This window comes from Hymenobacter volaticus (assembly GCF_022921055.1).
In the GTDB taxonomy this organism is placed as follows: Bacteria; Bacteroidota; Bacteroidia; order Cytophagales; family Hymenobacteraceae; genus Hymenobacter; species Hymenobacter volaticus.
On record NZ_CP095061.1, the window covers coordinates 3,698,316 to 3,714,023 of the forward strand.

Consider the following 15,708-nt stretch of genomic DNA (forward strand, 5'->3'; position numbering starts at 1 on the left):
GATTATGCAATTGGCAAGGGCTTGTGTTAAGAACATTCGGCAAGAGCAGAAGAATGGCTCTACCCCAAATGCTACATCCGCTCTGGAACTTGGATGCCTAGCAGCCCCATGCTACTCTTGATGGCGCGGGCCGTTTGGGCAGAAAGCGCAACGCGGAAAGCTTTCTTCGCCGCATCAGGCTCAATGAAGATGGGCACTTCCGTGTAGAAGCGGTTGTAGGCCTTAGCCACATCATACGCATACTGCGCTACCAAAGCCGGCGACTGCGCACGGGCAGCTTCCGCCACCACGGCAGCATAGCGGCCTAGCTCCTGAATCATTTCCCGCTCGGTGTCGTGTATCTCCGTGAGGCTGGTCAAGGGGGCATCCACCCCTACGCCTTGCTCGGCAGCTTTGCGCAGAATGCTGGAAATACGGGCGTGGCTGTACTGAATAAAGGGGCCAGTGTGGCCTTCCAAGCTCACCGATTCTTCGGGGTTGAAGAGCATCCGCTTCTTGGGGTCCACTTTCAGCAGGTAATACTTGAGTGCCCCCAAGCCGAGCATGTGGAATAGTTGCGCGGCTTCTTCTTCTGATAGGCCTTCAATCTTGCCTTTTTCCAGTGTGGCTTGCTTGGCAGCTTCCACCACTTCGCGCACCAGCTCGTCGGCGTCTACTACGGTACCTTCCCGGCTTTTCATCTTGCCCGACGGCAAATCTACCATGCCGTAGCTGAGGTGATAAATAGCATCGGCGTAGGGTTTGCCGAGCTTGGCCAACACCGCCTTTAGCACCTGCATGTGGTAGTTCTGCTCGTCGGCTATGACGTAGACCGACAGGTCGTAGTGGAAATCCTGGTACTTCAGCTCGGCTGTGCCTAGATCTTGGGTGATGTAGACGGAAGTGCCGTCGGCGCGGAGCAGCAGCTTCTCGTCGAGGCCTTCGGCTTGCAAGTCCACCCACACCGAACCGTCTTCTTTCTTAAAGAACACACCTTTTTGCAAGCCTTCCTCCACCCGCTCCTTGCCAAGCAAATAGGTCTGCGACTCGTAGTAGAACTTGTCGAAATTGACGCCAATGTTCTTGTAGGTTTCGTCGAAGCCTTCGTACACCCACCCGTTCATCTGCTTCCACAGGCCTACCACTTCTTCGTCGTTGGCTTCCCACTTCAGCAGCATGTCTTGCGCCTCCAGCATCAGCGGAGCCTTCCGCTTGGCTATGTCGGTGGCTACGCCCTCCGCTTCCAGTTGCTTTATTTGCTCCCGGTAATGCTTCTCGAACAGCACGTAGTACTTGCCTGCAAGGTGGTCGCCCTTGATACCGGCACTCTGCGGCGTTTCACCTTGGCCATACTGTTGGTAAGCCAGCATCGACTTACAGATGTGAATACCCCGGTCGTTGACCAAATTGGCTTTGGTGACCGTCGCGCCGGTAGCTTTCAGTATCTCGGCCACCGAGTAACCGAGGAAGTTGTTGCGCAGGTGGCCTAGGTGTAGCGGCTTGTTGGTGTTGGGCGACGAATACTCCACCACCACATTCTGCGGACCGCCAGTAGCTACGGGTGCGCCATCAGGCAATTGCCGCAACTGCTCGAATACAGTCAGCCACTGCGCATCGGCAATTTCCAGGTTCAGAAAGCCTTTCACTACGTTGAAGCCCTTGACAGCCGGCTCGTTGGCCACCAGCCACTCCCCTACCGCCTGCCCGATTTGCTCGGGGCCTTTGCCTAGGGATTTGGTGAACGGAAACGTAACCAGCGTGAATGAGCCGGCAAAGTCTTTGCGCGTCGGCTGCAATACGAGTTGGGCGGTGGGCACCTCAGTGCCAAATACATTTTGAAAAGCCACGCCGAGCGCAGTTTTGAGGGTCTGTTCGAGTTGTTGCACGGAAAAGCGGAACGCTGAAAAGAAGCTAAAACAGCTTCGGGAAGATGAATTTCAGGAGACGAAAAGGCGGGTGATGCGTAAGCTGCATCTTGCGCCGATGGCTAGCAAGGCCCTATATAGCCTAGGTGTCTGGCGGAGCAAGCGTGGCTTACGCTACAGTCGTCGTTGATTTCGGTTCCGGAAAATCTGCTTCATAAGAAAGGAACGGGCAGCCGCGCCGGGCTTCCACTGCTGCAAAGGTAAAAACCCCAGCCGGATGCAGACGGAAAAAATAGCACAAGCTGATATCTGCTTTTCTGCTACTAAATTCTATTAATGCTTTCTGAAGAGGGTAGTAAAGTCAAACAGGATCTTTGTCATTACCACAAGAACGTCAGGCTGAGCGGAGCCGAAGCATCTCGCTCGCATCGTTGAACTAGTTTGGCAACATCAGCACGCGAGATGCTTCGACAAGCTCAGCATGACGTTCTGATTGTTGAATGCCAACTTGCGTGGATATCTATTTTAGGAGGCATAGCAGGCAATTGCGGGAACTAAAGCTATTACCTGCTCACCACTTCATCCATGCGCAGGCGGCGCTCAATAGCATCGGTAGCTTTTTCCAGGATGTTGAAAGCGTTGTTCGCCATGGTGTTTTCGTTGTCGAGAGTGGGGTTGATTTCGCCCATCTCGAAACACACTACCCGCTCGTTTTCCAGCAGGTCTTGGCACAGGTTTTCACCTTCCGACAAGTACAAGCCGTCGGCTACGGGCGTACCAGTGCCCCGGCTGAAACTTGCGTCGAGGCTATCTACATCAAAGGAAATGTACACCATGTCGCAGAAACGCAGGTGCTCATAGATTTCGCGGGTAAGTTGGCGGGAACCTTTCTGCTGAATTTCGGGCAGGCGAATCCAGCGGATACCCAGGCGCTCAATCAGCGCTTCTTCTTCAGGCTCGGTGTCGCGGACGGCCACATACACCAAGTGTTCGGGGCGCAGGCGCGGGCCGGGCACGCTCAGGTTTTTGAGGCGCTGCCAGAAGAATTCAGTTTCCTGGTCGGGCTGTTGGCGCTGGCATTCGCGGTTGTCTTCGGCCAAGGACGCGGCCAGTGGCATGCCGTGCACATTGCCCGAGGGCGTGGTATAGGGCGAGTGGATGTCGGCGTGGGCATCAATCCAGATAACGCCTAGCGTTTTGTTCGGATAGGCGGCCTTGATGCCGGCAATGGTGGCGTTGGCGCTGCTGTGGTCGGCGGACAGCACCAGCGGAAACTCTCCGAAGCGTAGCGTCTGCTCGACGGCGCTGGCCACGGCCCGCTGCACGGTGTAAATCGAGTCGATGTGGCGGGCGTACGGAAAGAGGTTGGGCTCAAAGAGCACATGGTTTAGGTCGGGTACGACAACCGAATTAAACCGGCGGAAGTAGTCGCACCCTTTGTTGAGGCAAGCCACCTTCAGGGCATCAACGCCCATACTAGCGCCTCGGGTACCGGCTCCGAGTTCGGACCGAACTTCCAAAAGCTTGATGCGTCGCATATTACATAGCAGAAAAAAAGTTAGAGTGGTTTATATGCTGGCCGATTGACGACGGGACACAGCCCGGTCAGGCTTGGCGACGACGGACCTTCCGCCGGGACCAACGAACATAGCACAACCAAAACCCCATGGGAGGGGTATCTTTGCGGGTCGCAAGTTCGACAAAAGCCGTCGAGTTTAGAAATTCAACCTCAGCGGCCGTTTCCTCCAACCTCATCGGTTCACCTGCCCTCGCGAATGATCTTATTATTATCCGCCGAACAAGTCCTAGCAACGGCGTGTTCACGCGTGAGAAAGCTCCTTCGTTGACTGTTCAGGATAACAGTTACCCTTATAAAAGCCTCCCCTAAAACCCTTCAATGGATACCTATCACGACCTGATTTCCCAAACTTTCGACTTTCCGAGCCAGGAGTTTAGCGTAGAGCAGAACGAACTACGCTTTCACGACATCGATCTGATGGCTCTGGTAGAAAAGCACGGTACGCCGCTGCGCATCGCCTACCTCCCCCGCATAAGTTCCCAAATTCAGCGCGCCAAGCAGTGGTTCAAAGAAGGAATCGAGCAGACTGGCTACCAGGGGCGCTACTCTTACGCCTACTGCACCAAGGCGTCGCACTTTTCATTTGTGGTAGAAGAAGCCCTCAAAAACGACGTGCACATCGAAACCTCGTCGTGGTTTGATATTAGCATCATTCGGGCCATGCACGCCAAAGGCAAGGTCTCCAAAGACACGTTTATCATCTGTAACGGCTTCAAGCCCGAAGAATACAAGCAAGAAATTACCGACCTCATCAACGACGGGTTCGTGAACTGCATGCCCATCCTGGATTCGCCGAACGAGGTGCAGTACTACCACGACCACGTGCGGGAGAAGTGCAACCTCGGCATGCGTCTGGCCTCCGACGAAGAGCCGCGCTTCCAGTTCTATACGTCGCGCCTCGGCATCCGCTACGCCGATGCCATTCCGTTGTACCAGCAGCGCATCAAGGACGACCCGCGCTTCGAGCTGAAGATGCTGCACTACTTCATCAACACCGGCATCAAGGACACGTCGTACTACTGGTCGGAGTTGAGCCGCTTCGTGCACAAGTACTGCGAACTGCGCAAGGTCTGCGACACGCTGACCACCATCGACATTGGGGGCGGCCTGCCCATCCAGACCTCGATTCAGCCCGAGTACGACTACCCCTATATGATTGCCGAGGTGCTGCGCACCATCAAGCGCATCTGCGGGGAAGAAGGCGTGCCGGAGCCAGACGTTTTCACGGAGTTTGGCATCTTCACGGTAGGCGAATCGGGCGCTACTATTTACTCTATTCTGGACGAGAAACTTCAGAACGACAAAGAGTTGTGGTACATGATTGACGGCTCGTTCATCACCAACCTCCCCGACACGTGGGCTCTGAACCAGCGCTTCATTATGCTGGCTCTCAATGGCTGGAACAAGCAGTACAAAAGGTGCCAGTTGGGTGGTCTGACCTGCGATTCACAGGATTATTATAATGCTGAGAAGCACATATATCAGGTTTTCTTGCCCGAGCGCAAACCCGCCGACGAGCAGCCCTTGTATGTTGGTTTCTTCCATACCGGTGCTTATCAGGAAAGCTTGAGCGGCTACGGCGGCATCAAACATTGCCTAATCCCGGCTCCTAAGTTGGTAATCTTGGATCGGGATGAAGACGGTACGTTAACTGACCGCGTGTTTGCTGAAAAGCAAGACAGCGCTTCAATGATGCGCATCTTAGGTTATCAATAAATAAAGTAGTTAATTTTCCAGCGGGACGGCTTGGCTGTCCCGCTGGAAAATCCTATTTTTGAGGCTGATCTTCTTCTATAAAATTCAATTCAACTACTTGATGATGAAAAAGCTACTCCTTTTGGCTTCCGTAGCCGTTTTGGGTTTAAGCGCATGCAACAAAACGCAGTGCCCGGCTTACTCTAGCACGAAAGCCGCCAACCGCGTCTCTACACCTATTACAGCCTCAACGGCTACTACTCCCGCAGCCCGTCAGTAAGCCCGAGTAGAAAATACTATTCCGACTTTCGGAACCTAAAAAGGTCAGCTTCTGCTTTATGCGGAAGCTGACCTTTTGCTTTTAGGCCTTTAATGGGTATCTTCAGAAGGTCAGAACAATTTCGGGGTTTCGTTAACGTTACCTTCACAGAAAGCGTTAGTGTATAGCCTTTTGACCTGACTCAAACATTCAATAATTTGCATTTATATATGAAAACAGCTCTGCTTTTTGTTGCTTTAGGCCTTGCAGGTCTTAGCTCTTGCACCACCAAGTGCCCTGCTTACAGCAGCACCAAACCCGCTACGCATGTAGCTTCGTCGGTTACGGCGAGCGTTGCTCAGCCTACTGTAGCGCGGCAGTAGCAAGCACGTTGTTACGAAAGCAGAAAGCCGACCTCTCGTTGTAGAGGCCGGCTTTCTGCTTCTTAATGCCTGTTGCTTTAGCTGGCTCCGATTATCGAGCTAGGTACAGAGTTTAGAATTAGCTGCACAGCCGCTGGCAGATCTTTCACCCGGGGTTGATAGGCTATTGTTTCTTCCTCACCGACTAGGATGCTGTGCACGCCGGCTTTTTTACCGGCTTCCATATCCCGGTACCGGTCGCCCACCATCCAGCATTGCGCAGGGTCGAGGTGAAAGCGAGCCAACGCTTTCTCCAGCATCAGCGAATCAGGCTTGCGGAGCAGCGACTCCGAAACGCTCGGGTGGGCTGGTGCGAAATACAGCGCATCCAGCAAATTGCCGCAGACAGCTTGCAATTTGGCATGACACGCCTGCACGTCGGCGGCTGTGTAAAGCCCTTTGGCAATACCGGCTTGATTGGTGACGACGATTAGGTAGTAACCCGCCCGCTTAAGCTGCGCCAGACTTTCGGGTACGCCTTCCATGACGACGAACTTATCAGGCTGCCACACATAGTCCCCGATTTCATGGTTCAAGACGCCGTCTCGGTCCAGGAAAACGGCTTTGTTGGTTGCAGGCATGGCAATGGGTGGGTGAAACGCGGAATTTTAAACCAAAACGAAGTGCGAAGTTGGTTGTTTTCTTTGTTCCAAGACGGAAAGCCTCTGTCCGAACAAAAATGTGGTGCAGCTTTGCACTCGCAGTTTCACCACTTACTTCTTCCCCATGACCATAGCTATCCTAGGCGGCGGTATTTCGGGCCTTACGCTGGCATGGCAGCTGCAGAAAGCCGGCATAGCCTACGACTTGTTTGAAGCCGAAGCCACGCCGGGTGGCTCCCTAGCCTCAGTGCAGCACCAAGATGGCTATTTGTTGGAAACTGGCCCCAATTCCTTGCAGCTAAGCGACGAGCTATTGGAATTGATAACCGAGCTAGGCTTAACCAACGAAATTCAGGATGCCGCCGAAGTAAGCAAGCACCGCTACGTGCTGCGCAACGGCCGTTACCAGCAACTTCCTAGCTCGCCGCCCGCTCTGCTTACCAACGGTTTTTTCAGCTGGAAAGCGAAGTTCAACATCCTACGGGAGCTGAACCGCCCCGCCGCCCCACTCGACCCCAACGAAACCGTAGCCGCTTTTTTTCGCCGCCGCTTCGGCCCCGAGATTGTAGACTACGCCGTCAATCCGTTCATTTCCGGCATCTATGCCGGCGACCCGGCGCAACTCCTAGTTCACAAGACGTTTAGCAAAGTGGCGGCTCTCGAGCAACAATACGGCTCCGTGCTACGTGGCTTAGCCAAATCCGGCGGTGGTGCTGGCCGCCGCCGCATTATTACGCTGCGCAATGGCATCCAGCACCTCACCGATACGTTGGCAGCGCGCCTCACTCACCGTCACCCCGGCCAGCGGGTGCAAGCCTTACACCGCACCGCCGATGGCCGCTACCAAGTACACACCTCGGCGGGCTCCAATGGCGGCTTTGCTTATGATGCGGTAGTGCTGTCAGTGCCGGCTTTTGCGGCTGCCCCTTTGCTGCAACCGCACTTTCCGGAGGCCGCGGCGGCGCTGGCGGCAGTTAAGTATCCGCCGATGGCCGCTGTTTATACCGCCTACCGCCGCGAGGATGTGGGCCATCCGCTCAATGGATTTGGGGCGCTTAACCCCAAAGTGGAGCGCCCTTACGCCGCGGGCAGCATCTGGACCAGTTCTATCTACCCCAACCGGGTACCCGCCGGGCAGGTGCTATTCACGACTTTTGTGGGTGGCGCGCAATACGAAGAGCACGCTCTGCAACCGGAGGCCACGCAAAAAGCGGCGGTACATGAGGAACTGAGCCGCTTTTATGCCATCAAAGCCAAGCAGCCTATCTGGCAGTACCGGTACTTATGGAAAAAGGCCATTCCGCAGTACGACCAGCACATTGTAGCAGCCCACGCCACTACGGATGCTTTGCAGGCGCACGGCATCTGGAGCGTGGCTAACTGGCGCGGCGGCGTAGGCGTGCCCGACTGTATCCGCCACGCCCGTACCATTGCGGAGCAGCTAGTAGCTGTTAGTAAGCAGCCTCAGCAGCAGCCATTGCCTTCCGCCTAAAACACTACATCCTCCGGGCTACGAGTGCTTTCAACAACCCGCTGGTTGTCGGTTTGCACTCGTAGCCCGGAGGATGTTTCGCTTTCAGGGAAGCTTCTACTTCGCTTTGCGGATGTAGATGTTGCCGTGCAGGGTCTTCATCATGATTTCGGCGCCCCCGCCGTTGATCTTGCCGTAGGTCCAGTCGTCGATGGTCACGCGGGACATGCCTCCTTGGTTGGTGCGCGCCACTTTGGCCGGGCTTTTCTCGGTTACTAGGTCGAAGTCGGAATAGATTTCACCGTAGTCGGATTTCAGCTTCAATCCCGCTTTAGCACTGCTTGGCAGTGTAAGATCAACTTGGCCATTGACGGTAGAAAAGGCCATAGGCGCACCAGCAGTTACATTTTTGAACGTGGCTTTTATTGCGCCATTCACCGTGTTGGCCACGGCCGAGCCCGACACTTGGTTTAGCTGAATAGCGCCGTTGACGTTGCTGACTTCCAATTCGCCGGCTACGTTTTCAACCGTGATGTCGCCGTGCTGCACCGTGCCGACTTGCAACGAAAACCGCTGGGGCACTTTGATCACCAAATCGATGGGGTTCTTCCAGGAGTTGGTTTTGATGGACACTTCGTTGTTGTTTTCGTCGGCGGTGAGGTCGAAGCTGTTGCTGGTTTCTATGCGTTTCATGCCTGCTGCGGCAGGTGGCACGCTCCGGTTGGACTGGCGGCCGGTGCGGGAAGTGGCGTCAATCACCACATCTTTGCCGCTGTAGCCTACCACGGTAATCGAGCCGCCGACCAGCTTCACACTTATCAAGCCGGGTTTGCCGGGGTTGCTAAGCGCGACAACAATTTGTTCTTTGTTGGTGGTTTGGGCCGTAGCTGGCACCGCGGCGCCAAGCAACATCGTCAGGCAAAAGCTTCCTATAAGGTTGCGCAAGGTGGTTACTGTATAAGAGGTATTCATTTGGGTTGCTGTTTGATGGTTACGCTGCCGTTGATGGTTTCAAAGCGAAAATCTTTGCCGCCTTTCCCCAATCGCAGGACTGTATCCTTGGTGAGTTTGTATTGGGTGCCGCCGCCGGCACTTTGTTTGTTTTGGGTGACTTGCACGGGCAGCGTTTCCGCATTCGGAAAGTCAGTGTATAGCTCTCCGTGCATGGCTTTGAAGTGGATATCCGCCGACAAATCGGCTGGATACGTCACCTTGATCTGCCCGTTGATGGTGTTGTAGGACGAAGGGCCGGGCGGGTTGGCGGCGTATGTGGCCTCCAGGTTTCCGTTGATGGTGCGGGCTTTGGTGGTGCCTTTTATGTTGCGCAACGTCACGGGCCCGTTCACGTTGTAGGCGTTCATCTTGCCGGCCACATCCTGCACCAGCACAGCCCCGTTGTTTATGGTCGACACGTGCAGATTCATCTGGTAGGGCACCTTCACCACGTAGTCGAAGGAGTAGCGGTAGTCGATGTCTTGGTGGTTGATGTTCTGGTTGCGCCTCGGCCGCGAGTCGAACGGTGCTTTCATGTAGGCTACTAGGCTGTCGTTGCGCTGAATGAAATCGAGCTGCGCTTCTTTCTTGCCTACTTCCAGGGTTTGAGCATCATCGGCCCGGATGGTTTTCGTGACTTCAATCACCACTTTGTTGCCAGCATAGCCTTGCACGCTCACGGCCCCATCAATGTTGTACAAGGCCAGCGTGTTGCGGCCGGCATCGGTCGTCAGGGCAAACTCCTTGCTGATTTTCTCTTTGAACTCACTTTTTTGGGCCCACAACTGGCCACTAGACGATAGTACGAGCAGCCCGATCAGGCCGGGGATGATGGAGCGTTTCATGGTAGGTCTTGGGAGTTGAGGTGGAAGATTTACTAGGCTGCCCGTCGGACAAAGACTTCAGGCTTTCTTGAATTTTGCTTTTCACGGCCTCGTTTAGGTCGGGTTGAGCCAGGAGGCGGCGCAGCGGCTGCACCGAGCGTTTGTCTTGCAACTGCACCATCACATCGGCCAGCGCCGACTGCACTAGCGGCGACTCTTGTTGCGGCAGGGCCTGCACCAGCCCGAGGCGCACAGCGGGGTCGTAGGCTAGGGCCGCCAGGGCTTCCAGCGTAGCGAGGCGCACGTTCACGTTTTCGTCGTGGTTCAGCGTGCTCAGGAGCGCCTCTACCACTCTTGGGTTGGCACTGCTCAGCTCCTTGGTGTAGCTCACGGCCCGTAGCCGCTCCGTAGCCGATGGGTTTTCGATGAGCGTGAGCAGCATCACCTGCTGCATCTTCTCCACTTGCTTGCTCAGCGAGGCGAGTTGTTGCTGGTCAGGACTTGGGGTTACCTTGCGGGTGTTGAGCCACCATCCGGCCGCCAGCCCTACGCCTACTAGGCAGAGGCTATACGCCAGCTGTACCACGGGCCGGGGCAGCACCAGTGTTTGCAGCCACTGCCGCAAACCAGCCAGCGAGAATTTCGAAGTTGCCGCCTGCTCTTCTTTGTAGGAGGCCAGCATCGAATAGAAAGCTGGACGCACGTTTTCGCTTGGCTCTGGCACCCGTACGCTACCGAGTGTGTGCCACATATGCTGCATGGTTTCAAGCTCCTCTTGGCACGCCGGGCAATGCGCCAGGTGGGCTCGCAAGGCGTCCTGCTCCGCCGCTGGTAGCTGCTGGTTCAGGTAGTCGATCAATTTATTTTCAGCTTGTTCGCAATTCATGGCCTTCACTTCAATTCTCGATTCGCAGGTAAATTTTCTTTAGCTCGTTCATGGCCCGGTGCACGCGGACTTTCACGGCGCCTTCGCTGGTATCCAGCACTCGGGCTATTTCCTCGTATTTCAACTCCTGAAAGCGGCTCAGCACCAATACCTCGCGGTTTTCGGGACTAAGCTTTTCCAGGGCGCGGTGCAGGGTAGCTACTTCCTGTTCCTTTTGCAGTCGCTCATCGGCATGGGTGCCGCCGCTGATTTGTTCGGCCAGGTCGGCTACGTCGGTGTGGCGGGTAGCGTGCCGGTTTTTCTTGACGTGGTCGGCCAGTACGTTGCGGGCCAAGTGGTACATCCAAGACCGAAACTCGCCCTCCCCCGTGTAGGTGTGGCGGTACTTGAGCATGCGGTAAAACACGTTCTGTACCAAGTCTTCGCTGGCGTCGGCCCGCCCAAGCATATGGTAAAGAAAACCGAATAGCTTGCGGTGGTAGCGCTCGAAGAGCAAGCCCATCCGGTCTACTTCCCCGGCCTTCACCCGGAGCATAAGCGCGTTGTCTGATAGCGAATCCAACCCGATGAGATTGAGTTTTTTTGAGGTATTTGATTGTGGACACCGCCCCAACTTGGAAAGGTTACAGCCGATCTACAATTAATTTTTCCGAGTTGAATTGTAGTTTGCAGCGCAATCATGCCTTAAGTGCCGTACGAGGCAACCAAGCAGGATAATAGCTCATCTAGCTTCGTTGAAAGGAGTCCCTTCCTGTCTGCTCGCCTATTAATTTGCACTTAAAATCTCGCGAAAGTTGCAACCTGAGTTGCTGACAGGTGTATCATAAGAGAAGCGCAACTATCCTCTTCTTTATCTGGTTTTCCTTTGGGTGTCTGAGCGTTTTAGGTACAGGGCAGAACTCGTCGCTATACCTCTTCGCAAAGTCTGCCTTCTTGTGTCTTCGTACTCCTATCTAACTTCTATCTTTGGCCAATGAATGATGGGCTCGTCTTGATTCCTACCTATAATGAGCGAGAAAATGTAGAGTTGATTCTCCGCAAAGTCTTCTCATTGTCCAAGGCATTCGACGTGCTTATCATCGATGATAGTTCGCCGGATGGCACGGCGGCTATTGTCCGAGGCTTGGCTGCTGAATTTCCCAACCGCCTGTTTCTGGAAGAGCGCAAAGGCAAGCTCGGGTTGGGCACGGCCTATATCCACGGCTTCCGTTGGGCATTGGCGCACGGCTACCAGTACATCTTCGAGATGGACGCCGACTTTTCGCACAATCCCGACGATCTGGTACGGCTCTACGACGCCTGTGCTCACCAAGGGCACGACTTGGCCATTGGCTCGCGCTACATCCAAGGCGTCAACGTAGTGAACTGGCCGATGGGTCGGGTGCTGATGTCGTGGTTTGCGTCGGCCTACGTGCGTTTTATCACCGGCATGCCCATCATGGATGCTACGGCCGGCTTCAAGTGCTACACGGCGCGCGTACTGCGCACCATCCAGCTCGACCGGATTCACTTTGTGGGCTACGCCTTTCAGATCGAGATGAAATGGCTGGCCTACAAGTATGGTTTCCGCATCAAGGAGGTCCCGATTATCTTCACTGACCGTACGCGGGGCACCTCCAAAATGAGTAAAGGCATTTTTAAGGAGGCGTTCTGGGGAGTCATCAAGATGAAAATTGACAGTTGGTTCCGCCGCTTCCAGCCTGTGCAGGCCAATAACCCGGTTTCCGCTTCCGTCGCAACCTCGGCGTCCGAAACCCGGTAAAGCTAGAAGTGTCAAGGCGTCCCGCTTGCGCTTTGCGGGTTAAGTGTATCTTGCCACTGTCGCATGGAAAACACTCCTCTCTTCTGGGTCGGCTTCAACGCCTTTGTGCTGGGGATGCTCCTGCTCGATTTGCTGGTATTCAACCGCAAGGCGCACGTCGTGAAAATGCGCGAAGCACTTAGTTGGAGCTTCTTCTGGATTGCCCTATCGTTGGTCTTCAATTACTTCGTCTACCGCAACATGGGGCGGCAGGCCGGGCTAGAATTTCTCACTGGCTACCTAATTGAGAAGTCGCTCAGCGTCGACAACCTGTTTGTTTTTCTGCTGATATTCAGCTATTTCCGGGTACCGCCGCAGTACCAGCACAAAATACTGTTCTGGGGCGTTCTGGGGGCGCTGGTACTGCGAGCCATTTTTATTCTGGTAGGGGCGGCTTTGCTAGCCAAGTTCAGCTTTCTGCTGTATGTGCTTGGTGCCTTTCTAGTGTACACAGGCATCAAGATGGCTACCAATGCTGGCGAGCCCGAAATTGACCCCGATTCCAACCCGGTTGTTAAGTTTCTGAGCCGCCACCTGCCCATCACCAGCCAACTACACGAAGGCAAATTCTTCGTTCGCAAAGACGGGCTGCTCTTCGCCACTCCCTTGCTCGTGGTGCTAGTCATGGTGGAAACCACCGACGTTGTGTTTGCTGTCGATTCTATCCCGGCTATTTTGGCCGTCTCTCGCGACACGTTTATCGTGTACACCTCCAACGTTTTTGCGCTGTTGGGGCTGCGGGCCCTGTATTTTGCACTAGAAGGGTTGATGCGCCTTTTCCACTATCTGCACTATGGTCTCTCGCTCATTCTCATTTTCATTGGTAGCAAGCTTCTGCTTTCCGAGGTGTACCATATGTCTATGGGCCTATCATTGGGCGTAGTGGGCGTTATTCTAGCGCTGTCTGTGGTAGCTTCCTTGCTGTTTCCCAAGCAAGAGGAAGAAGCCGCTTAGCCCCGCCAGGCTTGTTGGCAACTTTAGTGCAACGTATAGGCTGCCACGCTTAAACAACAATATAAAGCCTCAATAGAGTGTAGCCCATCGTTTACTGATGAGGTCACTCTATTGAGGCTTGTGCTTTAGTGGGAGCGTCTTCTACTAGACTGTAACGCGCGAGCCTGCTTACGGCTTTGGGGCGGGGTTTGGCGTACCGCCGCCGGGCGGATCAGTAGGAATATTAGTATTGACTCCTTCATCCGGAGCCTTACTACCACCTAGTAAATCAATCAGGTTTAGCGGCTCAAACTCCGTAGAATCGGACGGCTGCGTGGCACGCACCGTATCACGCACGGCCCGGAAGATAGAGCTATGAGCCCGGCCGGGGAAGTTCAAGGAGTAATCAACACTCTCATAATCACCCTGCGAAATCAAACCTTTGCTTGCCATAAGTTTGGCAATAAGCCGGTGGAAGTAGCGGGCGCTGCTGCGCATTTCGCCATACTGGTTGAAAGAGCGCTGATAATATTTAGGCCGCGGGATAATGCTGGCTAGATACAAACTCTCCGATAAGCTCAAATTATTGGGCGACTTGTCGAAATAGAATTCTGCTGCTTCGCTCGCACCGTAGATTTTCGGGCCCCACTCGATGATGTTCAAATATACCTCGAACATCCGCTCTTTGGAAACCAGGCGCGTGTTTTCCAGCAGCCACACAATCAAGGCTTCTTCAATCTTGCGGGTTACCGTTTTTTGCCGGGTCAGAAACACGTTCTTTACCAGCTGCATGGAAATGGTGCTGCCACCCCGGGCAAAGCGCTTTTCCTTGATGTTTTGAATTGCCGACTTCACAAAAGCCTTTTCCATAAAGCCCCTGTGCGTAAGAAAACGCGGGTCTTCAGCCGTCATGATGGCGGCTTTCAGGTAAGTGGATACCTCGTCGTAACTCACAAACTCGGGGTTAGATGGTCCCACCGCAAAAGTTTTGATGGAGTCCCCCTTGTCGTTGTAGGCAGTATAGTAGAATTCTTGATTGAGTTTGTTCAGGTCTTCGCGCCCCATCCGGGTGATGCGGAAGTTTTTCTGCGTCAGACCCGACGAAAACTGCAGGCTGTCGAGCTGATTCATATCCAGGTCGAGGTGCATCCGATACTTAAGGGTGCCTTCGCCTTGCATGCCCGTGAGTGTGTTGAACATATTCTCGGGCAATGCCGCAAAGAATGTGTTGGCTGGCGTTTCCGCCGATACAATGTCGGCTTTCACTTGCAAGCCGGCCAGCGTTTCGCGGCGGTTGCGTAAGCCATTTACCATCTTTCCTACCACGCGCTGGTTGAGCGGCAACTTACGCACGCTCATCACCGGAAAAAATTCCATGCGGTTGAGCGTTACCTTGGTACCTTCATCAAGCGCAGCAAATGCTTGGCCCAACCGGGCTACGAAATCGATGCCGCCGCGCGGGAAACGCACGTCACGGTCGGACAGCCGCGGATGATTTACAATGAAGTTAGCTGCCGACGCAGTGCCTCGCACCGTCAGCTCATCGTCCGATAGTTCTTTGTCGCTTAAGCTGAAACGCAACGTATCGAACTGCACTTTAGCCCCATAGCGCCGCATCACGTAGGGCAGCGTAACATGCCGCTTCCCTAGTCCAAACACCTCGGCATTCAAGGCGTAGTCGCCCGGCTCGATGTGACCTTGTACCCCCACGCGGTTTTGCACCGAGTCAACTACGGCAGTTAGCTCGCCCTTGATATCACCATCCTCGATGGCAAGTTGCGGCATTACAATACGAGCTTGGTGACGCGGGCTCGTGTACGTAACAAGGAAATTGCTGAAGTTAGCTTCACCCGGCACGTTGTCGAAGCTCGCTTCCAGCAACTGATTGACCAGTAAAGCATAGTTGGTGCCTTTAGTGGTGTCGCGGGGTACAGCGGGCTTAGCGCCTTTTTTGTTATAGAGAAAAGAGTAGTTGTCGGAACGGGCCGTTTTGCGGGCCGTGAGGCGCGCATCGCTAATTTCAAGGTTGCTGAACACGGGGCGGCCCGCAAACAACGACCGCACACCCAATGATACCGTCATTTGGCGCGCCTGAAGCAGGGTATCGGTTGAATTCGCTTTGGGTACCAAGCTCATTCCGTCGATGCGAACGGTCTTTAAATTGGTGAAGCGGGCTTCGCCTAAGGTGAGCGTTACAGGGTATTTGCGCTCTACTTTCACCTTCACTTGCGCAAGCGCATACGTCAGCAGCGCCTGGCGCTTTAGCAAGAAAACTGTCAAGCCCACGGCCAGCAGCGCCGCGACAATACCAAGGCCGATACCTATTTTTTTCTTTGTTGCTGGAGTCACGCGAACAGTCAGAGAGGAAAGAATTTCGGGCCGTGCCTGGCCAGATTCAT

At 54.4% G+C, this 15,708-nt stretch carries 12 protein-coding genes; 4 read left to right on the forward strand and 8 right to left on the reverse strand.

From position 1 onward, the window contains the following. Positions 1-71 precede the first annotated feature (71 nt). Positions 72-1,865 (reverse strand): arginine--tRNA ligase, encoded by a 1,794-nt coding sequence (argS, locus tag MUN86_RS16070; RefSeq protein ID WP_245119081.1) that lies wholly within the window; start codon positions 1,863-1,865, stop codon positions 72-74. Positions 1,866-2,407: 542 nt separating this feature from the next. Next, positions 2,408-3,382, reverse strand: a complete 975-nt coding sequence (locus MUN86_RS16075; protein ID WP_245119082.1) for an arginase — start codon at positions 3,380-3,382, stop codon at positions 2,408-2,410. A gap of 359 nt (positions 3,383-3,741) precedes the next feature. Between MUN86_RS16075 and MUN86_RS16080 the strand changes: the two genes are divergently transcribed. Beyond that, entirely contained in the window at positions 3,742-5,139 is a 1,398-nt protein-coding gene (locus tag MUN86_RS16080; RefSeq protein ID WP_245119083.1) for a type III PLP-dependent enzyme domain-containing protein, read from the forward strand. A 698-nt stretch (positions 5,140-5,837) separates the two neighbouring features. On the opposite strand, the gene MUN86_RS16085 is transcribed toward MUN86_RS16080, so the two are convergent. Continuing rightward, positions 5,838-6,380, reverse strand: coding sequence for a D-glycero-alpha-D-manno-heptose-1,7-bisphosphate 7-phosphatase (locus MUN86_RS16085; protein WP_245119084.1), 543 nt, complete (start codon positions 6,378-6,380; stop codon positions 5,838-5,840). A 145-nt stretch (positions 6,381-6,525) separates the two neighbouring features. Here MUN86_RS16085 and hemG point away from each other — a divergent pair, with 145 nt between their 5' ends. Further along, positions 6,526-7,893, forward strand: coding sequence for a protoporphyrinogen oxidase (gene hemG / locus MUN86_RS16090; RefSeq protein WP_245119085.1), 1,368 nt, complete (start codon positions 6,526-6,528; stop codon positions 7,891-7,893). A 96-nt stretch (positions 7,894-7,989) separates the two neighbouring features. Here hemG and MUN86_RS16095 read toward each other — a convergent pair whose 3' ends face one another. From MUN86_RS16095 to MUN86_RS16110, 4 genes are read right to left on the reverse strand one after another with little or no spacing between them, the layout of a single operon-like run. Further along, complete coding sequence (locus tag MUN86_RS16095) at positions 7,990-8,844, reverse strand: DUF4097 family beta strand repeat-containing protein (protein ID WP_245119086.1); 855 nt, start codon at positions 8,842-8,844, stop codon at positions 7,990-7,992. After that, complete coding sequence (locus tag MUN86_RS16100; protein ID WP_245119087.1) at positions 8,841-9,710, reverse strand: DUF4097 family beta strand repeat-containing protein; 870 nt, start codon at positions 9,708-9,710, stop codon at positions 8,841-8,843. Before MUN86_RS16100 ends, MUN86_RS16095 begins: the two co-directional genes overlap by 4 nt. Beyond that, positions 9,658-10,575, reverse strand: coding sequence for a HEAT repeat domain-containing protein (locus MUN86_RS16105; protein WP_280640528.1), 918 nt, complete (start codon positions 10,573-10,575; stop codon positions 9,658-9,660). Before MUN86_RS16105 ends, MUN86_RS16100 begins: the two co-directional genes overlap by 53 nt. Before the next feature lie 10 nt (positions 10,576-10,585). Further along, positions 10,586-11,110, reverse strand: coding sequence for an RNA polymerase sigma factor (locus tag MUN86_RS16110; protein ID WP_245125764.1), 525 nt, complete (start codon positions 11,108-11,110; stop codon positions 10,586-10,588). Positions 11,111-11,548: 438 nt separating this feature from the next. Here MUN86_RS16110 and MUN86_RS16115 point away from each other — a divergent pair, with 438 nt between their 5' ends. Together MUN86_RS16115 and MUN86_RS16120 are read left to right on the forward strand one after the other, a co-directional pair. Then, complete coding sequence (locus MUN86_RS16115; protein ID WP_245119089.1) at positions 11,549-12,337, forward strand: polyprenol monophosphomannose synthase; 789 nt, start codon at positions 11,549-11,551, stop codon at positions 12,335-12,337. Between the two features lie 63 nt (positions 12,338-12,400). Continuing rightward, positions 12,401-13,330 carry a TerC family protein gene (locus MUN86_RS16120; protein ID WP_245119090.1) on the forward strand — a complete coding sequence of 310 codons (930 nt, stop codon included), beginning with the start codon at positions 12,401-12,403 and terminating at the stop codon, positions 13,328-13,330. A gap of 168 nt (positions 13,331-13,498) precedes the next feature. Here MUN86_RS16120 and MUN86_RS16125 read toward each other — a convergent pair whose 3' ends face one another. Next, positions 13,499-15,658 (reverse strand): transglycosylase domain-containing protein, encoded by a 2,160-nt coding sequence (locus MUN86_RS16125; RefSeq protein WP_245119091.1) that lies wholly within the window; start codon positions 15,656-15,658, stop codon positions 13,499-13,501. Positions 15,659-15,708 lie beyond the last annotated feature (50 nt).

Excerpts from the sequence above, each read along its gene's own strand:
- MUN86_RS16080 (WP_245119083.1), top strand. The coding sequence starts at position 3,742 with ATGGATACCTATCACGACCTGATTTCCCAAACTTTCGACTTTCCGAGC.
- MUN86_RS16075 (WP_245119082.1), bottom strand. The coding sequence starts at position 3,382 with ATGCGACGCATCAAGCTTTTGGAAGTTCGGTCCGAACTCGGAGCCGGT.
- MUN86_RS16110 (WP_245125764.1), bottom strand. The coding sequence starts at position 11,110 with ATGCTCCGGGTGAAGGCCGGGGAAGTAGACCGGATGGGCTTGCTCTTC.
- hemG (WP_245119085.1), top strand. The coding sequence starts at position 6,526 with ATGACCATAGCTATCCTAGGCGGCGGTATTTCGGGCCTTACGCTGGCA.
- MUN86_RS16105 (WP_280640528.1), bottom strand. The coding sequence starts at position 10,575 with ATGAATTGCGAACAAGCTGAAAATAAATTGATCGACTACCTGAACCAG.
- MUN86_RS16120 (WP_245119090.1), top strand. The coding sequence starts at position 12,401 with ATGGAAAACACTCCTCTCTTCTGGGTCGGCTTCAACGCCTTTGTGCTG.
- MUN86_RS16095 (WP_245119086.1), bottom strand. The coding sequence starts at position 8,844 with ATGAATACCTCTTATACAGTAACCACCTTGCGCAACCTTATAGGAAGC.
- MUN86_RS16115 (WP_245119089.1), top strand. The coding sequence starts at position 11,549 with ATGAATGATGGGCTCGTCTTGATTCCTACCTATAATGAGCGAGAAAAT.
- MUN86_RS16100 (WP_245119087.1), bottom strand. The coding sequence starts at position 9,710 with ATGAAACGCTCCATCATCCCCGGCCTGATCGGGCTGCTCGTACTATCG.
- MUN86_RS16085 (WP_245119084.1), bottom strand. The coding sequence starts at position 6,380 with ATGCCTGCAACCAACAAAGCCGTTTTCCTGGACCGAGACGGCGTCTTG.